Source organism: Pseudomonas sp. Irchel s3h17 (assembly GCF_900187505.1).
Classification (GTDB): Bacteria; Pseudomonadota; Gammaproteobacteria; order Pseudomonadales; family Pseudomonadaceae; genus Aquipseudomonas.
Genome location: NZ_FYDL01000007.1, coordinates 235,785 through 257,058, shown reverse-complemented (window position 1 = coordinate 257,058; position 21,274 = coordinate 235,785). Strand labels below are relative to the sequence as shown.

Genomic DNA, 21,274 nt, shown 5'->3' with positions numbered 1-21,274 from the left:
CCCTCGCCACAGGTGTGTTCCGGCTTGGGCTTTTTCGCTAGCCGTCTTCCTCGATATCCAGCAGCAGATTCTCCAGCGCTTCGCGGTACTCGCCCGGTTCCTGCCACATCCCGCGCTGCTGGGCTTCCAGCAGGCGCTCGGTCATGTCGCGCAGGGCGTGGGGATTATGCTGGCGGACGAACTCGCGGGTCGAGGGATCGAGCAGATAGGCGTCGGCCAGCAAGGCATATTGATGGTCGTCGATCAGCTGTGTGGTGGCGTCGAAGGCGAACAGATTGTCCACCGTGGCCGCCAGCTCAAACGCACCTTTGTAGCCATGGCGCTTGACCCCTTCGATCCATTTCGGGTTGGCGGCACGGGAACGGATGACCCGGTTCAGCTCTTCCTTCAGCGTGCGGATCTTCGGCAGGTCCGGCTGGCTGTGATCGCCGTGATAACTCGCCGCCGCTGCACCGCTCAGGCTTTCCACGGCAGCGAGCATGCCGCCCTGGAACTGGTAGTAGTCGTTGGAATCGAGCAAGTCGTGCTCGCGGTTGTCCTGGTTCTGCAACACCGCCTGGACCTGGCTCAAACGCTGGGCAAACTGCTCGCGGGCAGCCGTGCCTTCATCGGCGCCGCCATAGGCGTAGCCACCCCAGTTCAGGTAGACCTCGGCCAGATCATCGCGGCTTTGCCACAAGCGCCCGTCGATGGCGCCCTGCACGCCTGCGCCATAGGCCCCGGGCTTGGCACCGAAGATGCGCCAACCGGCCTGCCGCGCAGCATCGGCTGCCGCCAGCCCCGATGCCATCAAGGCTTCACGCTCGGCGCGGACCTTGGCCGCCAGCGGATTCATGTCGTCGGGCTCATCCAGCGCGGCCACCGCTTGCACGGCGGCGTCGAACAGCCGGATCAGGTTGGCGAAGGCATCGCGGAAGAACCCGGACACCCGCAAGGTCACGTCCACCCGTGGCCGGTCCAGCAGGCTCAAGGGCAGTATTTCGAAATCGTCGACCCGCTGGCTGCCCGTGGCCCACACCGGGCGTACGCCCATCAGCGCCATCGCCTGGGCGATATCATCGCCCCCGGTGCGCATGGTCGCCGTGCCCCAGACTGACAGCCCCAACTGGCGCAAATGATCGCCGTGGTCCTGCAGGTGCCGCTCGAGAATCAGGCTGGCCGACTGAAAACCGATACGCCAGGCGGTGGTGGTCGGCAGGTTGCGCACGTCCACCGAGTAAAAGTTGCGGCCGGTGGGCAGCACATCCAGGCGCCCGCGACTCGGCGCGCCGCTAGGGCCGGCCGGGACAAAACGCCCCGCCAGGGCATCCAGCAAGCCGCGCATTTCCGCCGGGCCGCAGGCATCCAGACGCGGCGCGACCACTTGGCGCAGGCTGTCGATGATTGCAGCGACCTCAGTCCATCCGGGTTGATCCAACGACGGCACGTCAGCCCCCAGGGCCTGTTCGATCAACTGCGCAGCGAACCACTCAAGGCGTTCGCGCGTGTCGCCTGCCGTGCGCCACACCTCGTCACTCAGGCTCAGCAAGGCAGCCGGCCGGGGACCGGTCCACGGATCGGACAACTCGCAATCGAGTGGGTCAAAACCCAGGGCGAAGGCCTTGGCCAGGGCGCGCAACAGACTCGACTGCGCACCCCGCCCGTCGCCGCGCGGAATGCGCAGCAAGGCCAACAAGGTGTCGATCCGCAGACGCCCACCCGGCGACTCGCCGAACACATGCAGGCCATCGCGAATCTGCGACTCTTTCAGGTCGCACAAATAGGTGTCCAGGCGCGGTAACCAGATCGCGGCATCCGCCTCGCCGTCGAGTCGCTCGTCCAGTTGCAGTTCGCGGTCGATATGGGTTTCACGCACCAGCTTGAGGATGTCCCGTTGCAGCTCCCGCGCGCGACGCGGGTCGAGCAATTGGGCTTCGTAATACTCGTCGGCCAATAGCTCCAGATTGCGCAGCGGGCCGTAGGTTTCGGCACGGGTCAGGGGCGGCATCAGGTGATCGATGATCACCGCCTGGGTACGGCGCTTGGCCTGGGCACCTTCGCCCGGGTCGTTGACGATGAACGGGTAGATATTCGGCAGCGGCCCCAGCAATGCATCCGGCCAGCAGCTCTCGGACAACCCCACCCCCTTGCCCGGCAGCCATTCCAGGTTGCCGTGCTTGCCCACATGGATCAGGGCGTGGGCGCCGTAAGCCTTGCGCAACCAGAAATAGAACGCCAGGTAGCCATGAGGGGGCACCAGGTCCGGGTCGTGATAGACCGCGCTCGGATCAACCTGATAACCACGCGCCGGTTGAATGCCGACAAAGGTCAGGCCAAAGCGCAGGCCGGCCACCATCATGCACCCATCGCGGAACATCGGATCGCCTTGCGGCGGACCCCAGCGTTCCAGCACGGCGTTGCGATTGGCCTCGGGCAAGGCGTTGAACATCGCGTGGTAGTCGTCCAGCGCCAGGCTTTGCTGGCAGGGGCGCAGGTCGATCGTTTCCAGGTCATTGCTGACGCCGCCAAGCAACTGCTGGATCAACTCGGTACCGCTGTGCGGCAAGTCGGCGGGCAGCGGGTAACCTTCGACGTGCAACGCCCGCAAGATGTTCAGCGCTGCCGCCGGGGTGTCCAGCCCTACCCCGTTGCCGATCCGGCCGTCGCGGGTCGGGTAGTTGGCGAGGATCAGTGCAATGCGTTTGTGCCCATTGGCCACCCGTCCCAGCTCGACCCAGCGCCGCGCCAGCTCGGCGACGAAATCCATGCGCTCGGGTTGCGCACGGTAGCAGACCACGTCCGACTGGCTGCGCTCGCTGCGCCAGGCCAGGTCCTTGAAACTGATGGGGCGGCTGATGATCCGCCCGTCGAGTTCCGGCAAGGCAATGTGCATGGCCAGGTCCCGGGGGCCCAGGCCTTGCTCGCTGTCCCGCCAGCCCGGCTCGTTGTCCTGGGCGCAGATGGCCTGGATCACCGGGATGTTGCGACGGAACGGCCGCAGGTGCGGCGCTTCAGGGCTGGATTGGGCGAACCCGGTGGTGTTGAGAATCACCGCGGCCTGCACCTCGTCCAGCCAGTCTTCGACCACTGTCAGGCAGCCGGGCTCTTTCAGGCTGGCCAGCGCGATCGGCAGCGGGTTGAGCCCCGCCGCCTGCAAGCGCTGGCAGAACACATCGATGAAGGCGGTGTTGGCGGCCTGCAAATGTGAGCGGTAGAACAGCACCGCCGCCACCGGCTGACCGGCCTGCCAGTCGGCTTGCCAATCGCCCAGGGTGGCGTTGCTCTTGTGCGGATGGTAAAGCGCGGTGCGCGGCAGAACCTGCGGTTCGGCCCACGGGTAATCACGGCCCAGCCAGCGACTGGCCAGGCAACGATAGAGGTCCAGGGCGTTGTCTTTGCCGCCCTGGCGCAGGAAGTGCCAAAGCCGCTCACGGTCGGCGACTGGCACACTGCTCAAGTCGCTGAGTTCCGGGTCGGGACGGTCGTCGCCCGGCACCAGAATCAGCTGCACGCCCCGCTGCGACAGCTCCACCAACCGTTGAATGCCATAGCGCCAATAGGCGATGCCGCCGTGCAACGAGAGCAGAATCACCTTGGCGTGGCGCAGCACCTGGTCGACATACAGGTCGACCGAGGCATGATTCTGCACCTGCATCGGGTTGGCCAGGCGCAGGCTCGGGTAGTCCTCGGGCAGCTGCTGCGCCGCTTCGGCCAGCAGTGCCAGGCTGGAATCACCGCTGCACAGGATCACCAGCTCGGCCGGGGTCTGGCCCAGGTCGGCAATGTTGTCATCGGCGACGAAACCGCCAGGCTGGGTCCTGAGCAGGTGCATGGGTTAAACGCTGAGCGCGGCGCGCAGTTGCGCTTCGAGCAAGGCCGCGTCCAGCGCCTGGCCGATCAGCACCAGGCGCGTGGTGCGCGCTTCATCGGCGCCCCACTGGCGGTCGAAGTGCTTGTCGAAACGGCTGCCCACGCCCTGGATCAGCAGCCGCATCGGCTTGTTCGGGATCGCCGCGAAACCCTTGACCCGCAGGATGCCGTGCTGGACCACCAGTTGGGTCAAGGCATCCAGCAGCAGGCTTTCGTCGGTTTGCGGCAGTTCGATGGAGATTGAATCGAAGGCGTCGTGATCGTGGTCATCATGGTCAGCACCGTCGTGATGGTGATCGTGATGGCTGTGACGACTGTCGATGCGCTCTTCGGAGCCTGCACCCAGGCCGATCAGCACGTCCAGCGGCAGGCGACCGCTGCTGGCCTCGATGATCTTCACCGCTGGCGGTAGCTCTTCGGCGACTTCCAGGCGCACGCGGGCCAGGTCGGCGGGGTTGATCAGGTCGGCCTTGTTGAGGATCACCAGGTCGGCGCTGGCCAGTTGGTCGGCGAACAGTTCGTGCAGCGGCGATTCGTGGTCCAGGTTCGGGTCCAGTTTGCGCTGGGCGTCGACCTGATCCGGGAAGGCGGCGAAGGTGCCGGCGGCCACGGCCGGGCTGTCGACCACGGTGATCACGGCGTCCACCGTGCAGGCGCTGCGGATTTCCGGCCACTGGAAGGCCTGGACCAACGGTTTTGGCAGGGCCAGGCCCGAGGTTTCGATGAGAATGTGGTCGAGGTCGCCGCGACGGGCCACCAACTCGCGCATCACCGGGAAGAACTCCTCCTGGACGGTGCAGCACAGGCAGCCGTTGGCCAGTTCATACACGCGACCGCTGGCCTCTTCCTCGGTGCAACCGATGGCGCACTGCTTGAGGATTTCCCCGTCGATGCCCAGCTCGCCAAACTCGTTGACGATCACCGCGATGCGCCGACCCTGGGCGTTATCGAGCATGTGCCGCAGCAAGGTGGTTTTGCCCGAGCCGAGGAAACCGGTAACGATGGTGACGGGGAGTTTGGCCAGTGTTTTCATCGGATGCCCTTTGGCTAGGTGGCGGGCATACGAGACGAGAACCGGCAACGCAAACGCGCGCGGGAAGAGTTCGCCACCGGATCACCCCGCCCGGTTGTAGTGAGAATCTGTGTCGAGGCAGGTCTCCTGGCTGACGGTGGGCCGGTCTTTCGACTGGCGGCTTCTGCGCCTTCCCGCCGCTTGGGATCAAGCGTGCAGTGGCCTGGCAGAAACAGCACCGTTCACAGTTGCGGGGGCAGCCGCGGCATTGACCGCGTTCCCTTCTTAGCTTCGACGCATGCGCCGAAGAACCTCGAAAGCGCAAGGCTACGCATGGTGCGGGGGCGGGTCAATGTTCACAGGTTGATTGCGATGCACTGTGGCGAGGGAGCTTGCTCCCGCTGGGTCGCAAAGCGGCCCTCTGGGTTCTTTCTGGTACACCACATCCACCGGACTTGCGACGGCTTCGCCCCGAACGCGGACCGGCCGAGCGGGAGCAAGCTCCCTCGCCACAGGGTTCGGCCGCGCTTGAGAACGCTTGCCAATTGACGCGAATCCCCCGCCCATGCTCTCCTACACGCCTTGTTACGGGTGCCCTTCACAGGGTGAAACGGGAAACCGGTGAATCATGTGCTTTACTCCAAGCCATGTCAGTCCGGTGCTGCCCCCGCAACGGTAAGCGAGCGAAGCATCAGATCCACTGTGCCACTGCGGCATGGGAAGGTGATGCTTGCTGGTGTGGCGATTGCCAACCCCTCGTGAGCCCGGAGACCGGCCCGCAACACATAGATAACAAACCCGCGGTGGGCGGGCGCTGTTTTAGCCTCTGCGTGCCCGGCTCGCGGGGTTTTCATGCGCTCGATTCACCCCTGACTGACCAGAGGGAAGCGCCATGTCGATCATCAGCAACACTCGCCACGCCACCGCCAGCACCACGACCACCCTGAGCCAACGCCTCGTTGTCGCTGTCAGCGTCTCGATCCTGGGCGCGTGCCTGGTGTACTTCGCCGGTTTCTCGCACATCGAAGCGGTGCACAACGCGGCCCACGATACCCGTCACAGCGCCGCCTTCCCGTGCCATTGAGACCTGCCGACATGATCAAGCGAATCGCGCAAACCGCAGGCTTCTCCGGGCTGCTGGCCGCCCTGCTACTCACCCTGCTGCAAAGCTTCTGGGTCGCACCACTGATTCTTCAGGCCGAAACCTTCGAAAGTGCTCCGGCAACCGAAGTGCATGAACACGCCGAAGGCGCCGTGGCCGCTCACACTCACGATGCCGAGGCCTGGGCCCCGGAAGACGGCTGGCAGCGTGTGCTGTCGACCACGGGCGGTAATCTGGTGGTGGCTGTTGGTTTCGCCCTGATGCTGGCCGGCCTCTACACCTTGCGCGCGCCCCGCCGCACCGCCCAGGGTCTGCTCTGGGGCCTGGCCGGCTATGCGACGTTCGTCCTCGCCCCGACGCTCGGCCTACCACCCGAGTTGCCGGGCACCGCCGCTGCCGACCTGGCGCAACGGCAAACCTGGTGGATTGGCACCGCGGCCTCGACGGCAGCTGGCATCGCCCTGATCGCGTTTGGCAAAAACTGGCTGCTGAAAGTTCTCGGTGCCGCGATTCTGGCTGTGCCCCATGTCATTGGAGCCCCACAACCTGAAGTTCACTCGATGCTGGCGCCTGAAGCATTGGAGACCCAATTCAAAATCGCTTCGCAGCTGACCAACATGGCTTTCTGGCTGGCCCTGGGCCTGATCAGTGCCTGGTTGTTCCGCCGCAAAAGCGAAGGTCGATACAACGCATGAGTGAAAACCGCGCAGCGCCGACCCTGGTGGTTGGCCTGGGCTGCCAGCGTGGCTGCCCGGCGAGTACGCTGCGCGCATTGCTCGACCAGGCACTGGAGGCTCATCACATCCAGTTGCAGGCGATCAAGGCCCTGGCCAGCATCGACCTGAAGCGGGATGAGCCGGGGCTGATCGAGTTGGCCGCGCAGCTGGGATTGCCGATGACATACTTCAGCAGCGAACAGTTGGCCGGCTACCACCCGCAACTGAGCCACCACTCGGAAATCGCTTTTGAGCGCACCGGCTGTTATGGCGTCGCCGAAAGTGCCGCGCTGGCCCTGGCCGAACACCTGGCCCAGGCCCCGGCCAGACTGCTGATCTGCCGACAAAAATACGCCCAGGCGACCTTTGCATTGGCCTGCGCTGCGTAAAATCCCCGATAATCGCCCCTTCGATCATGAGCAAACTTCATCTGAAGCCTGCCTTGACCCCTTTTTCTCAGGAGCCGGCCATGACCGTCTACTTCATTGGCGCAGGTCCCGGCGACCCGGAACTGATCACCGTCAAGGGCCAGCGGCTGATCCGCAGCTGCCCGGTGATCATCTATGCCGGCTCACTGGTGCCCGCCGCAGTTCTTGACGGCCATCACGCCGAAACGGTGGTCAACAGCGCCGAACTGCACCTGGAACAGATCATCGAGCTGATCAAGACCGCCCATGCCCAAGGCCAGGATGTGGCCCGCGTGCATTCCGGCGACCCCAGCCTGTATGGGGCGATCGGCGAGCAGATCCGCTACCTGCGCGAGCTGCGGATTCCGTTCGAGATCATCCCCGGCGTCACCGCCACCGCGGCCTGTGCCGCACTGCTGGGGGCCGAGCTGACGCTACCGGACATCTCGCAAAGCGTGATCCTGACGCGCTACGCCGACAAGACGGCCATGCCGGCGGGCGAAGAGTTCAGCAGCCTGGCCCGGCATGGCGCGACCATGGCGATTCACCTGGGGGTCAACCACCTGGAAAAAATCGTCGCCGAGCTGCTGCCCCACTACGGTGCGGACTGTCCGATCGCGGTGGTTCACCGGGCCAGTTGGCCGGATCAGGATTGGGTGACCGGGACGCTGACGGATATCGTCGGCAAGGTGAACGCCAAGGGGTTTCGGCGTACGGCGCTGATTCTGGTGGGACGGGTGCTGGCGGCCGACAACTTCAGTGAGTCATCGCTGTACCGGGCGGGGCATGCGCACCTGTATAGGCCTTGAAGCACCTGTGGCGAGGGAGCTTGCTCCCGCTGGACCGCAACGCGGCCCCAAGACCTGCCAACGCATTCATCACGGGAAAATGCATCGGCAGGTAGGCGACTGCTTCGCAATCGAGCGGGAGCAAGCTCCCTCGCCACAGCGCCGTTTTTCAATCTCGCAGCGAACACCTTATTAGTAGTAGGCGTTTTCTTTCTGCGTGTGGTCGGTCACGTCGCGTACGCCCTTGAGCTCGGGAATACGCTCGAGCAGCGTGCGCTCGATGCCTTCCTTCAAGGTCACGTCGGCCTGGCCGCAGCCCTGGCAGCCGCCACCGAACTTCAGCACGGCGATGCCGTCTTCCACTACATCGATCAGGCTGACCTGACCGCCGTGGCTGGCCAGCCCCGGGTTGATTTCGGTTTGCAGGTAGTAGTTGATGCGCTCGTTGACCGGGCTGTCGGCGTTGACCATCGGTACTTTGGCGTTTGGCGCCTTGATGGTCAGTTGGCCGCCCATGCGGTCCGTGGCGTAGTCGACCACGGCGTCGTCCAGGAAGGCTTCGCTGAAGTGATCGATGTACGCGGTGAAGCTCTTGAGCCCCAGCGCGGTGTCTTCAGGTTTTTCTTCGCCCGGCTTGCAGTACGCAATGCAGGTTTCGGCGTATTGAGTGCCAGGCTGGGTGATAAAGACCCGAATGCCGATCCCCGGGGTGTTCTGCTTGGAGAGCAGATCAGCCAGATAATCGTGGGCGGCGTCGGTAATGGTAATGGCGGTCATGGAAATTCCTCGCAGGCTTGGGCGCAGTTTACGCCAATCATCGTGCCGGACAAAGTCCTAGTATTTCTGTCGGGAAAGAAGCGCTGCCTTCCTGCGAATGCAAGCGCCCCCGGGTTCCCCTGATCAAAGGCCGGTCAGAGGTTTTCGAAGCGGTTCATGTCCAGCACACCCTCTTCCACCGGGTCGGTTTCGTGGATGTAGCGGCTCAAGTCATGGAAATACACCCAGAACAGCGGGTGACTGCGACGAATCCCCCAGCGCCCGACGATTCTCTCGAAGCGCTGGGTATCCTTGGCGTATTCCATATCTTCGACGAACTCCGGTACTTCCCGGGCCGGAATGTTGAACATGAAGTTGGGGTAGCTGCTGAGTACCCCGGGATAGAGGGTCAGCGTGTCCATGCCCGGCTGATAGCGCAGCGCTTCGCCGACCATGAATGCGACGTTGCTGTGGGCGCGGTTGCGCAGCAGGCTGTAGACCTCGCGTTTGCCGCTGGCGGTTTCAATGCGCAGCATGGTCGCTTCGGGGAGCAGGTCGATGACCTTGAGGCCGGCCGCCGGGCGCGATGTCAGGCGGCTCAACGCCTGTTCGGCCCCCTGCAGGGCCGGGTCGATGTTGGGCCGTGAGCAGTAGGCACCGTTGCAGCGGTTGATCGGGTCGGGCCGGGCGTTCAGGTCGCCATAGCGGGCCAGCAATTGATTGGCAAAATCGCGCTTGGGGTCTTTGTCATCGAGCTTCAAGGCCGTCGGCGTATCGTCGTCGATGCTTTCGTAATCCAGCCACAACTTCAACTGGCCGCTGTTCTGGTACCAATCGTCCAGGTAACCGTCACGCGAATCAGCCGGCATCAAGCGCAGGAAGTTCTGCTCGGCGCCGTTGCGGATCAGGTCGAAATACAGTCGGGTCTGCGCCTGATGGGAGACATTGCCGAACACATCGAAATTCACCGCCAACTGATAATAGGTGCGCTCCAGCAGCGGAAAATCGAACAGCCACATCGTTTGCGGCACGTCGCCGATCAGGCCCTTGGTCACCGAGGCGCTGTCGAAATGGCGGAAGATGCTCAGCAAGGCGTTGTCATTGCCCGCCCACAAGCTCGACCAGCTGGGCGCGGGTGCATCGGCGTAGTTGTCGCGGCGCAGGGCTTCGTACTCGTTGCGCTTGTCGCGGTAGGCGTGCCACAGGCTCAGCACGCTGCCCACGTCGTCGTTCTGACCGGGCATGGCCAGCAATGGCGTGGCTTGCGCCTGGTAGTTCGGATCGACGATGTACAGATCATGCTCGGGGGCCTGGAACAAGGCCCAGAAGTTATCGCGGATCACATCGGTTGCGATCTGCCCGCGACACACCGGCCCGCGAATAAAGGTGCGCACGAAGTACTCGGCGTTATCGAGCATGAACTGATAACGCGCTTGTGCCGGGATCGCCTGGAACGTCTGGAACGGATTGGCACGGCGCTCCGGCCCGTAACCGGGCAAGGCGTCGACCTGCCAGTTGCCGCTATAGAACAGGCTCTTGATCCGGGCCATTTTCGCCGGGCTCAGTGGGTAGGTGATGTGGGTCTTGTGCACGATCACCCCTTGCACCGGCCACAGGCGGTAATACACCTGGGTACCCGGATCGTCGTTGGGGCGGCGGCTGTTGATCAGGTCGATGGGCTGGCCGGTCGGCGTGCGTGAGCGTACCCACTGGAAGAAGTGCCCCTGTTCGCCCTCCTTGAAATACAGGTGCGCGAGGAACAGGTGCTCGAACAGCCAGCGCGCCACCAGGCTTTCGCGAGCCCCCGGGGCATTGAGCAGGTTTTCCCATTGCACGATCTGCAAGGCTTCCCGCGCGCTGGGCGCCAGCCCTTGCTCATCGATGGGCGCACCCGAGGCCAGCCAGCGCTGCAGGGTCTGGTACTGCTGGCTGGTCAAGCCGGTCACGGCCAGGGGCATGCCCTCTTTCGGGTGCTCTTTGGCATAGCCGTCGAATTCGCCGGTCTGCGAACACATGTTGGCCCGGTTCAGGCCCAGAACGATGTCTTCCGGCAGCTTGGCGTTGAGTTGCAAGGGGGTCTGGTGCCCCAGTTCCAGCATGCGTGCCATCAGCCCGGCCTGGCTGCCCTGGGCATCGAGTACCGAGTAGAAGTCCTTGCGCTGCCAGGCAGCCTTGCCAAACGCGTCATAGTACAGGCGGGTCGGGGCCGACGCCTTGCTGCGATCGCCGGCGTAGACCGGCGTCTTGCTCGCCCCCCGTGCCGCGCCCTCGCCACTGCCCAGGTTGAGCTGACAGGCGGCGTCGTAGCAGGCATGGCACGCCACGCATTTTTCCGTGAAGATCGGCTGGATGTCGCGGGTATAGGAGATCGCCGGCACCGCTCCCTGTGCTGTGGCGCCCGTGCTGATAAACAGCACAACGAGGCTGATGAATACGCGATACGACATGTCCCTGGTCCCGTTCATGAAAAAACGCCGCGATTCTACCGGTCCAGGCCCGGCACCAACATGAGCGATATTCATGCAAATCCTGCTCATGCTCTAAAAGCATACAGGTTTGCTATGATTCCGACCCTTCGTAATGGCCTTACCAGGTAGTCCTATGTCCGATCGCAGTGCTCGCCTTCACGCCCTCAAGCAAGCCCTCAAAGAGCGCATCCTGATTCTCGATGGCGGCATGGGCACCATGATCCAGAGCTTCAAGCTCGAGGAGCAGGACTACCGTGGCAAGCGCTTCGCCGACTGGCCAAGCGACGTCAAGGGCAACAATGACTTGCTGGTACTGAGTCGCCCGGATGTGATCGGAGCGATCGAGAAGCAATACCTGGATGCCGGCGCCGACATTCTGGAAACCAACACCTTCAACGCCACCCAGGTATCCCAGGCCGACTACGGCATGCAGGGCCTGGCGTATGAGTTGAACGTAGAAGGCGCACGCCTGGCACGCAAGGTCGCCGACGCCAAGACCCTGGAAACCCCGGATAAACCGCGCTTCGTTGCCGGTGTCCTGGGCCCGACCAGCCGTACCTGCTCGCTGTCGCCGGATGTGAACAACCCCGGCTACCGCAACGTGACCTTCGACGAACTGGTGGAGAACTACACCGAGGCCACCAAAGGCCTGATCGAAGGCGGCGCCGACCTGATCCTGATCGAAACCATTTTCGACACCCTGAACGCCAAGGCCGCGATCTTCGCCGTCCAGGGCGTTTTCGAGGATGTCGGTTTCGAATTGCCGATCATGATCTCCGGGACCATCACCGATGCGTCCGGCCGCACCCTGTCCGGCCAGACCACCGAAGCCTTCTGGAACTCCATCGCCCACGCCAAGCCGATTTCCGTCGGCCTGAACTGCGCCCTCGGTGCCCGTGAGTTGCGCCCGTACCTGGAAGAGCTGTCGAACAAGGCCAGCACCTATGTCTCGGCACACCCCAATGCCGGCCTGCCGAACGAATTCGGCGAGTACGATGAACTGCCGGCCGAAACTGCCAAGGTCATCGAAGAGTTCGCCCAGAGCGGCTTCCTCAATATCGTCGGTGGTTGCTGCGGCACCACCCCGGGGCACATCGAAGCCATCGCCAAGGCCGTCGCCGGCCATGCGCCACGGCAGATTCCGGACATCCCCAAGGCCTGCCGCCTGTCGGGCCTGGAGCCGTTCACCATTGATCGCAACTCGTTGTTCGTCAACGTCGGCGAGCGGACCAACATCACCGGCTCCGCCAAGTTCGCCCGGCTGATCCGTGAAGACAACTACACCGAGGCCCTGGAAGTCGCCCTGCAGCAGGTTGAAGCCGGTGCCCAGGTGATCGACATCAACATGGACGAAGGCATGCTCGATTCGAAGAAGGCCATGGTGACCTTCCTCAATCTGATTGCCGGCGAGCCGGACATCTCCCGCGTACCGATCATGATCGACTCCTCCAAGTGGGAAGTGATCGAAGCCGGCCTCAAGTGCATCCAGGGCAAGGGCATCGTCAACTCCATCAGCATGAAGGAAGGCGTCGAGCAGTTCATTCATCACGCCAGGTTGTGCAAGCGCTACGGCGCCGCCGTGGTGGTGATGGCCTTCGACGAAGCCGGCCAGGCCGACACCGAAGCGCGCAAGAAAGAAATCTGCAAACGCTCCTACGACATTCTGGTCAACGACGTGGACTTCCCGCCGGAAGACATCATCTTCGACCCGAACATCTTCGCCGTGGCCACCGGCATCGAAGAACACAACAACTATGCCGTGGACTTCATCAACGCCTGTGCCTACATCCGCGACGAACTGCCGTATGCCCTGACCTCGGGCGGCGTGTCCAACGTGTCGTTCTCGTTCCGGGGCAACAACCCGGTGCGTGAAGCCATCCACTCGGTGTTCCTGCTGCACGCGATCCGCGCCGGCCTGACCATGGGTATCGTCAACGCCGGCCAACTGGAGATCTACGACCAGATCCCGGTGCAACTGCGCGACGCCGTGGAAGACGTGGTGCTCAACCGCACCCCGGCAGGCACCGACGCCCTCCTCGCCATTGCCGACCAGTACAAGGGCGATGGCAGCGTCAAGGAAGCCGAAACCGAAGAATGGCGCAACTGGGACGTCAACAAGCGCCTGGAACACGCCCTGGTCAAAGGCATCACCACCCACATCGTCGAAGACACCGAAGAATCCCGGCAGTCGTTCGCGCGGCCGATCGAAGTCATCGAAGGCCCGCTGATGTCCGGCATGAACATCGTCGGCGACCTGTTCGGCGCCGGTAAGATGTTCCTGCCCCAGGTGGTGAAGTCCGCCCGCGTGATGAAGCAGGCCGTGGCCCACCTGATCCCGTTCATCGAACTGGAAAAAGGCGACAAGCCCGAAGCCAAGGGCAAGATCCTGATGGCGACGGTAAAAGGCGACGTGCATGACATCGGCAAGAACATCGTCGGCGTGGTGCTGGGCTGTAACGGCTACGACATCGTCGACCTGGGCGTGATGGTGCCGGCGGAAAAAATCCTCCAGGTGGCCAAGGAGCAGAAGTGCGACATCATCGGCCTGTCCGGCCTGATCACCCCGTCGCTGGATGAGATGGTCCACGTGGCGCGCGAAATGCAGCGCCAGGACTTCCACTTGCCGCTGATGATCGGTGGCGCGACCACCTCCAAGGCGCACACCGCGGTGAAGATCGAGCCCAAGTACAGCAACGACGCCGTGGTCTACGTCACCGACGCCTCCCGCGCCGTGGGCGTGGCCACGCAGTTGCTGTCCAAGGAGCTGAAGGCCGGCTTCGTCGAGAAAACCCGCAAGGAATACGTCGAGGTCCGCGAACGCACCGCCAACCGCAGCGCCCGTACCGAGCGCCTGAGCTACCCGGCCGCGATTGCCAAGAAACCGCAATTCGACTGGAGCAGCTACGAGCCGGTGAAACCGACCTTCACCGGCGCCAAGGTGCTGGACAACATCGACCTGAAGGTGCTGGCCGAGTACATCGACTGGACACCGTTCTTCATTTCCTGGGACCTGGCCGGCAAATTCCCGCGCATCCTGCAGGATGAAGTGGTGGGTGAAGCCGCTACCGCGCTGTACGCCGACGCCCAGGAGATGCTCGCCAAACTGATCGACGAGAAACTGATCAGCGCCCGTGCGGTGTTCGGCTTCTGGCCGGCCAACCAGGTGCACGACGACGACCTGGAAGTCTACGGTGACGACGGCAAGCCGCTGGCGCGCCTGCATCACCTGCGCCAGCAGATCATCAAGACCGACGGCAAGCCGAACTTCTCCCTGGCCGACTTCGTCGCCCCGAAAGACAGCGGCGTCACCGACTACGTCGGCGGCTTCATCACCACCGCCGGCATCGGTGCCGAAGAAGTGGCCAAGGCCTACCAGGACGCTGGCGACGACTACAACTCGATCATGGTCAAGGCCCTGGCCGACCGCCTGGCCGAAGCCTGCGCCGAGTGGCTGCACCAGCAGGTACGCAAAGACTACTGGGGTTACGCCAAGGACGAAGCGCTGGACAACGAAGCCTTGATCAAGGAGCAGTACAGCGGTATCCGCCCTGCCCCCGGCTACCCGGCCTGCCCGGATCACACCGAAAAAGGCACGCTGTTCAAGTTGCTCGATCCCGAGGCTGCTGAACTCAAGGTGGGCCGCAGCGGCGTGTTCCTCACCGAGCACTACGCGATGTTCCCGGCTGCCGCCGTCAGCGGCTGGTACTTCGCCCACCCGCAGGCGCAGTACTTTGCCGTGGGCAAGATCGACAAGGACCAGGTGCAGAGCTACACCGCCCGTAAAGGCCAGGAGTTGAGCGTGAGTGAACGCTGGCTGGCGCCGAACCTGGGTTACGACAACTGACAGCCCAATGAGCCGGGCACTGCTTGCAGTGCCCGGATGACGGATATTCCCGGGCCGCGGTCGAACTTTTGACGACCGCACCGTCTCTAACCGATTAGACAACCGTCGAATCGGCGCACACAGCACGGCTTGAACACTCAGCGAGCTGATAGGGAAGTCTGAAATCAAACATGACTCATGAGGTCCACAGCATGCGATTAATCCTGTCCACCCTTGCCCTGGGTATTCTGTTCACACAATGCGCCATGGCCTCTGGAGATGGCGACGCTGCCGTCGGTGGCGGATTGGGCGGCGCACTGGGTAACGTTGTTGGCCAACAAATTGGCGGCAGCACCGGAGCGGCCATTGGTGCCGGTGTCGGCGGGGCCGCAGGCAGCGCCATCGCCGCCCCCAAAGGCAACCGGAACGAAGCCGCGATCGGTGGCGGAGTCGGTGCGGCAGGCGGTTCGGTGATCGGCAATTCGCTGGGCGGCTCGACCGGCTCCACCATCGGTGCCGGGCTGGGTGGCGCCGCCGGTGGCGCGGTGGGCAACAACCTGGCGGACGATGACGATCATCACTCCGGCGGAAAAAGCTATAACGGCAAGCACAAACACAAACACAAGAACAAGTACAAGCACGACTGAGTGACCCTCACCGCTTGTGCCCTGAAGCCCGCCCTGCGCGTAATGCTATTCAGTTAAGAAAGGCTTGAAGCGGGTGAGAGACCCGTGGCGAGCGAGCTTGCTCGCGCTGGTGCGTGAAGCGCACCCAACAAAGCGACTGCGGTCTTTCAGAACGAGCTCGACGATAGTTTTTGGGGCTGCTCTGCAGCCCAGCGCGAGCAAGCTCGCTCGCCACGGGGGATGTATTGAGCAACCCTATCCTTAACTGAACGTCATTACGCCCTGCGCGGGCTTTTTGCTGCCCTGGCGAAAGTGCCGGGATGAGCCGGCCTATCAAGGCACCCTGCCGGCCGGTAAATCCATATTTTTGATACTTATTAACTATGCAGAACGTTCGGGCGAGTTCTAAATGGGCGTCGAGAGGGGTTGGCTGCAAGCACTTCACGGCGCTTGCACATGGGTTGACTCGGCAGGTAGCAATCGACGCTTGCCTGCGGTGGTGCCAACCCTCTCACCCCAAGTGAAACTCCTTTTGTTCCGCGTTCCCGCTTGGGAACGCGGTTCTTTTTCTGCCCGCTCCCCCCATCCCGACGCCCCCATTACCGGCCAGCCTGGCGCATTTGCCATGGGCTGCACCCCGATCATCGACAATTGAGAATTATTGATTCGCGTCTGCACGCGCCCGAGCACCAGTATGCGGGGATATTCCATCACTCCGGAGCTACAGGATGTTACTGCTAACCAGGCGAATCGGTGAGTCCATCATTATCGGCGACGACATCAAGATCACCGTGTTGAGCCCGAGCAATATGCGCACGGGCGCCAGGATCGGAATCGATGCGCCAAAGGACGTAAAAGTGCATCGGGAAGAAGTCTATTTGCGCGACCAGAAACGCAAAGTGACTGCTACGCCGGACACCTGATCAACCCGCATCATGGCAGCCCGCTCAGCGATTTCGAATCCTGGCGTGAATCACGCCATGCATGATCAACCCCACCAGCAACCCCCAGAACGCTCCGCCAAGGCCCAGTAGCGTGACGTTGGCCGACGTGGCCAGGAAGGTAACCAGCGCGGTTTCCCGCCCTCGTACATCCGTCACGGCGGTCGCCAGACTGCCGCCAATCGCTCCCAGCAAGGCCAGGCCGGCCAGGGTGGTGATGAATGTGGCGGGCAGCACCACGAACAAGGTGGCCAAAGTGCTACCGAACACGCCGACGAGCATATAGAACACGCCACAGGCGAGCCCGGCGATGTAGCGCTTGCCGGGTTCTTCGTGGGACTCAGGTCCCGTGCAAATGGCGGCGGTGATCGCCGCCACATTGAACGCATGGGAACCGAAGGGTGCCATCAGCAGCGAGCCCAGCCCCGTCACGGTGATAATCGGATTGGCGCTGGTTGTGAAACCGTCATTGCGCAGGACCAGCATGCCGGGCATGTACTGCCCGGTCAGGGTGATCACAAACAAAGGCAAGGCGACGCTGAGCAGCGCATTGAGTGAGAACTCGGGTGTCGTCCAGACCGGCGTGGCCAGGCTGAGCTCGACACTGTCGAAACTGACCTGTCCCAGGCCGAGTAACAGCGCAACACCGATCACCAGGACGCCGACAATACTGTAGCGGGCAGTGAACCGGCGGATAAGCGCATAGCTGAAAATCAGTACCCCAACCAACAGCGGGTCAACACTCGCGCCCCCGAACGCTCCCATGCCGAATCGCAACAGGATGCCCGCCAGCAGGCCGGCGGCAATCCCCGGCGGGATCATCTTCACCACGCGCTCGAAGTAGCCCGACATCCCCAGGATCACGAAGCCGATGGCTGACAACACATATGCGCCAATGACCTCGGCGTAGGGCGTATTGGGCAGTACCGTGATCAGGAAAGCCGCGCCCGGCGTCGACCAGGCAGTGATGATCGGTTCCCGGTAGCGGTAGCTCAACCAGGCCCCCGTCAGGCCAACCCCTACGGACACCGACCAGATCCACGAAGCGGTTTGTTCGGGACTCAGCCCGGCCGCCTTTGCCCCCTGGAACACGAGAATGAAAGTGCCGCCGTAGTTGACGATGACGGACACCAGCGCCGCCACCACCGGATGGAACAGATCGGTTGATTTGAGGGGTATGGCCGTCGCCGTGTTTTTCATCCGTGAAGTACCTTCCTGAGTACACATGCTCGGACCGGGATCCGATCAGGATCTGCGCCAGACGCCCGGTCCAGAACCTGCGCGGTTAACAATGAAGCCAGTATGGGTACAAAATGGACTGGTTGAAATATCCACTTTCCACAGTTAACTTAGACCACTTGTTTCGGCGGATACGGACGTCCTGCTCTTATGAAAAAACGCGCCACGGCTTACCCGGTCTGGAACGCCTTTCTCCCCTCCCCTGACAGCCCACTGTCCCTGCGCGAACAACTGGTGCGTTTCTTTCGCAAAGGCGTGACCCATAACACCCTCAAGCCCGGCATTCGGCTGCCCGCGTCCCGCACGCTGGCACAGGAGCTGGGAGTTTCGCGGATGACCGTGACCGGCGTTTATGAACAACTGCTGGCCGAGGGGTTCTTCGAAGCGCGCCAAGGGTCCGGGACCTACGTGGCCTGCCGGATAGGGATCAGGCCCCCAGCGCCCTCCACGCCTGCACGACCGGTTCTGGCGGGCTCCCAGCGCTCACGCCAGCTGGTAGGGCTCGACTCCATGTCACTGGCCCATCCCGCCTGGCCGCTGACGCCTGGCCTCCCTGCACTGGATGCCTTCCCCTATGCGCTTTGGGGCAGGCTTGAAGGGCGGTTCTGGCGGGGACGGCTGGCCTGCGGCGCCTCCTATGGCGATCCCCAGGGCCTGCTGTCCTTGCGCGAAGCCCTGGCAGAGTACCTGGGCGTCGCCCGCGGCATCACCTGTCGCCCCGACAACATCATCGTCGCCCCCGGTGCTCAAGCGGCCGTCCTGATTGCCGCGCTCGCACTCACGGACAGAGGTGATCGCGCCTGGGTCGAAAGCCCGGGATACGATGCCACTTACCGCAGCCTGGTATTGGCCGGACTGAACACGGTTGGCGTGCCGGTCGATGCCGAAGGCCTGGAAGTGCAGGCCGGGCGCCGACTCGCACCCGACGCCAGGCTGGCACTGGTGTCACCCTCACACCAATACCCGACCGGTGTCACCATGAGCCTGGCCAGGCGCATGGCCCTTCTGCAATGGGCTGACGAGGCGAATGCCGTGATCCTCGAAGATGATTACGACAGTGAATTTCGTTATGAATGCGCCCCCACCACGGCGCTCAAGGCGCTCGATGGCGACAATGGTCGAGTCATCTACGTCGGTACGCTTAGCAAGTTGCTCATGCCCGGCCTACGCCTGGGTTTCCTGGTCGCGCCCGATCATCTGGTGGATGTGTTGCAACGCGTACGCAACGGCAGTGGCCACCGCGTACCGAAGTCGGTGCAAGCCACCGCTGCCGACTTTATCGGCAATGGCCATTTAGGCCCCCATATCCGCCGCGCCAAGTCGCTCTACACAGAGCGCCGCGCGGCCTTGCTGTCAGCTATCGCGAGCGAAGCCGACGGACTGCTTTCGGTCTCGACCGCCGCCACCGGATTGCATCTTCTCGCCGACCTGCCGGAGGGTTGTGACGATCAGGCACTGACCGCCGCCGCCCGGGCACGAGAGATTGGTGCCGGCCCATTGTCGGGATTGTTCGTGGCGCCCTACACCAAAGTCCGCCATGGCCTGTTGATGGGCTTTGGCAACACACCGGCAACGTCCATGCGCGGAGCCGTCCAGACACTGTGCGCGCTGATTGAAACGCAAATGCGCACGTGATAGCCGCCAGGAGACAGAGCCGTTGATCTAGGCTGTTTGTCGACACGGCAGTGGAAGTCTCAGTGAAGCATCGGGATTCACTGTGCAGGAGAAGAAACCGTATTCAACACAAGGTGAACAGCCCTTGGGCTGACACCTGTCGACCGCGATTGGTCAGGATGGATCGATCGGCCAATGGCGCTCAATGACAGAACGCACTTGCGGATGAAGGTCGATGCACTCCAGGGATGCATGAAAACCGGGTCGCGATAGTCTCAAATACTCACGAGCTTGCGCCCATCGACTGACGACCGCGGCCAGCATCTCAAGGGCTCCAGGATCATCACGGCACCAGACGGCTTTGCCACTGAACTGGTCGCTGAACGTATCCCAGTTTTTGTACAGCTGTGACCGAGCGCCCTCCCGAAGGCACTGCATCGATCGCTCGTCACGCTCGCTCAGCCAACGCTCCGGATAGTCGATGATGCCGATCGGTACATAGCAATTGGTTGCGATGTAAACCAGTCCCCGAAGTGCTTGCGCCTTGAGTGCGTCGCCCTGAGGCAAGAGACCGGAAGCCGGAAACCCGAGCCCCAGATGGATCAGTATGGCGACGCTTTCGGTGATCACACTTCCATCGGGCAACACCAGGGTGGGCACCTGCATCAGCGGATTGACACGCTTGAGCGCTTCGCGGCCGACACCCGGCTCCCACGAACACGCCTGCACAAGGCTGTACGGTACATTGCAGCGTTCGAGCGCCATCTCGATGACAGCGGAACCTGTGCCTGTCGCTCCAAAAAGCCTGTACATGGACTGTGACCCATCGGGGGCTGGATGTTAAACGTGTCAGGAAAAAGCGTCGATTATCCGCAATAGGTTGATTTCAGCCTGCGGCGTATCCGGACTATGGATTAACCATCGCTCACTTGCCTGGCTGTTTATGCCGCGCATAAAGTACTGCCGCCCCCGTCCCCGTCGCCCCCCTCGTTTGCAATTCAAACGTGTGTGGCTGCCCTTTGATCAAGTCGCTCAGTTTTTTATAGCCATGGGTACGGGGATCGAATTCTGGTCTCAATTTGGTGATGTTTGCGCCCAGCGCACCTAAATGCGCCCAACCGTCTTCGTCAGCAATGTCGTCCAGAATCTTCGCGATAAAATTCACGGGGGCCTTGGGTAATGCTAGTCAGTTAAGAGAAATAAAGCCGAACACGAAACCCGTGGCGAGGGAGCTTGCTCCCGCTGGGGCGCAAAGCGGCCCTGTTTTTGGGCTGCTACGCAGCCCAGCGGGAGCAAGCTCCCTCGCCACGGGTACTATGTTCGGCTGGTCTTTGGCTTAACTGATCGGCATTAGGGGCCTTGGGTTTCTTTTTCCCTTCGGGCGTACCTGTGACTTTCACTGGTTCGAAAGCCGCCGGGGTCCCGGGCTCCAGCCGTTCATTGCCATTACCCACGGCAACCACTTCGTCCCGTTCGGTATAGATGAACTTGTCGCACGCTGACACGAACGGCCTGGGTGTCTTCTCCTCGCCAAAACCATAGACCGTTAGACCCTCTTCTCGCAAACGAGAGGCAAGACGGGTGAAATCGCTGTCGCTGGATACCAGACAAAAGCCATCAAACCGTCGGGTATACAGCAGATCCATGGCATCGATGATTAACGAACTGTCCGTTGCATTCTTGCCTTTGGTGTAGGCAAATTGCTGAATGGGCTGAATCGAATGGTCAAGTAACACCTTCTTCCACCCCCCCAATTGCGGACCTGTCCAATCGCCATAAATGCGCTTGACGTTAGCGACACCGTATTTGGCGATCTCTTCGAACAGGCCTTCGACGATTGCGGCAGGGGCATTATCGGCGTCGATCAGTACCGCCAAGTGTTTTTGCGCATGGGTGATGGGATAAGTGGCCATGGTTCGTCCTTGATTAGAGG

At 62.4% G+C, this 21,274-nt stretch carries 14 protein-coding genes, 1 pseudogene and 2 riboswitches; of the genes and pseudogenes, 8 read left to right on the top strand and 7 right to left on the bottom strand.

Annotated elements, in window-relative coordinates; genetic code table 11:
- Nucleotides 1-37: 37 nt before the first annotated feature.
- Nucleotides 38-3,811 carry a cobaltochelatase subunit CobN gene (gene cobN, locus CKW25_RS12480; protein WP_095079565.1) on the bottom strand — a complete coding sequence of 1,258 codons (3,774 nt, stop codon included), beginning with the start codon at nucleotides 3,809-3,811 and terminating at the stop codon, nucleotides 38-40.
- A gap of 3 nt (nucleotides 3,812-3,814) precedes the next feature.
- Nucleotides 3,815-4,882: a cobalamin biosynthesis protein CobW gene (cobW, locus tag CKW25_RS12475; RefSeq protein ID WP_095079564.1), complete on the bottom strand. Its 1,068-nt coding sequence runs from the start codon at nucleotides 4,880-4,882 to the stop codon at nucleotides 3,815-3,817.
- 98 nt (nucleotides 4,883-4,980) lie between these two features.
- A riboswitch (cobalamin riboswitch) is annotated at nucleotides 4,981-5,192 on the bottom strand.
- Between the two features lie 241 nt (nucleotides 5,193-5,433).
- Nucleotides 5,434-5,656, top strand: a riboswitch (cobalamin riboswitch).
- Nucleotides 5,657-5,753: 97 nt separating this feature from the next.
- On the opposite strand from cobW, the gene CKW25_RS12470 reads away from it, so the two are divergent.
- From CKW25_RS12470 to cobM, 4 genes are all read left to right on the top strand, one after another.
- Nucleotides 5,754-5,945 (top strand): CbtB-domain containing protein, encoded by a 192-nt coding sequence (locus CKW25_RS12470; protein WP_095079563.1) that lies wholly within the window; start codon nucleotides 5,754-5,756, stop codon nucleotides 5,943-5,945.
- 11 nt (nucleotides 5,946-5,956) lie between these two features.
- Nucleotides 5,957-6,658 carry a CbtA family protein gene (locus CKW25_RS12465; RefSeq protein WP_095079561.1) on the top strand — a complete coding sequence of 234 codons (702 nt, stop codon included), beginning with the start codon at nucleotides 5,957-5,959 and terminating at the stop codon, nucleotides 6,656-6,658.
- Nucleotides 6,655-7,068 (top strand): cobalamin biosynthesis protein, encoded by a 414-nt coding sequence (locus tag CKW25_RS12460; RefSeq protein ID WP_095079559.1) that lies wholly within the window; start codon nucleotides 6,655-6,657, stop codon nucleotides 7,066-7,068. The genes CKW25_RS12465 and CKW25_RS12460 overlap by 4 nt, the downstream gene beginning before the upstream one ends.
- An 80-nt stretch (nucleotides 7,069-7,148) precedes the next feature.
- The gene (gene cobM / locus CKW25_RS12455; protein ID WP_095079553.1) at nucleotides 7,149-7,895 is read left to right on the top strand and encodes a precorrin-4 C(11)-methyltransferase; all 747 of its coding nucleotides are present in this window, start codon (nucleotides 7,149-7,151) and stop codon (nucleotides 7,893-7,895) included.
- Nucleotides 7,896-8,066: 171 nt separating this feature from the next.
- Here cobM and nfuA read toward each other — a convergent pair whose 3' ends face one another.
- Nucleotides 8,067-8,651: a Fe-S biogenesis protein NfuA gene (nfuA, locus tag CKW25_RS12450; RefSeq protein ID WP_007941757.1), complete on the bottom strand. Its 585-nt coding sequence runs from the start codon at nucleotides 8,649-8,651 to the stop codon at nucleotides 8,067-8,069.
- 134 nt (nucleotides 8,652-8,785) lie between these two features.
- A complete protein-coding gene (locus CKW25_RS12445) occupies nucleotides 8,786-11,077 on the bottom strand; it encodes a fatty acid cis/trans isomerase (protein WP_095079548.1) in 2,292 nt (763 codons plus the stop codon).
- Between the two features lie 154 nt (nucleotides 11,078-11,231).
- Here CKW25_RS12445 and metH point away from each other — a divergent pair, with 154 nt between their 5' ends.
- The 3 genes from metH to csrA all read left to right on the top strand — a co-directional run bounded on the left by metH (nucleotide 11,232) and on the right by csrA (nucleotide 16,470).
- Nucleotides 11,232-14,942 carry a methionine synthase gene (gene metH, locus CKW25_RS12440; RefSeq protein WP_095079543.1) on the top strand — a complete coding sequence of 1,237 codons (3,711 nt, stop codon included), beginning with the start codon at nucleotides 11,232-11,234 and terminating at the stop codon, nucleotides 14,940-14,942.
- 191 nt (nucleotides 14,943-15,133) lie between these two features.
- The gene (locus tag CKW25_RS12435) at nucleotides 15,134-15,568 is read left to right on the top strand and encodes a glycine zipper domain-containing protein (RefSeq protein WP_095079540.1); all 435 of its coding nucleotides are present in this window, start codon (nucleotides 15,134-15,136) and stop codon (nucleotides 15,566-15,568) included.
- A gap of 707 nt (nucleotides 15,569-16,275) precedes the next feature.
- Nucleotides 16,276-16,470: a carbon storage regulator CsrA gene (gene csrA, locus CKW25_RS12430; protein ID WP_095079539.1), complete on the top strand. Its 195-nt coding sequence runs from the start codon at nucleotides 16,276-16,278 to the stop codon at nucleotides 16,468-16,470.
- Between the two features lie 24 nt (nucleotides 16,471-16,494).
- On the opposite strand, the gene CKW25_RS12425 is transcribed toward csrA, so the two are convergent.
- A complete protein-coding gene (locus CKW25_RS12425; protein WP_095079538.1) occupies nucleotides 16,495-17,688 on the bottom strand; it encodes a benzoate/H(+) symporter BenE family transporter in 1,194 nt (397 codons plus the stop codon).
- Between the two features lie 189 nt (nucleotides 17,689-17,877).
- Between CKW25_RS12425 and CKW25_RS12420 the strand changes: the two genes are divergently transcribed.
- Nucleotides 17,878-19,362 carry a PLP-dependent aminotransferase family protein gene (locus CKW25_RS12420; protein ID WP_095079536.1) on the top strand — a complete coding sequence of 495 codons (1,485 nt, stop codon included), beginning with the start codon at nucleotides 17,878-17,880 and terminating at the stop codon, nucleotides 19,360-19,362.
- A 153-nt stretch (nucleotides 19,363-19,515) separates the two neighbouring features.
- Here the strand turns inward: CKW25_RS12420 and CKW25_RS12415 are convergent, their stop codons facing one another.
- Both CKW25_RS12415 and CKW25_RS27405 read right to left on the bottom strand, forming a co-directional pair.
- Nucleotides 19,516-20,154 carry a glutathione S-transferase N-terminal domain-containing protein gene (locus tag CKW25_RS12415; RefSeq protein WP_095079535.1) on the bottom strand — a complete coding sequence of 213 codons (639 nt, stop codon included), beginning with the start codon at nucleotides 20,152-20,154 and terminating at the stop codon, nucleotides 19,516-19,518.
- Between the two features lie 112 nt (nucleotides 20,155-20,266).
- Nucleotides 20,267-21,254: pseudogene (locus CKW25_RS27405) on the bottom strand (NYN domain-containing protein).
- Nucleotides 21,255-21,274: the final 20 nt, after the last annotated feature.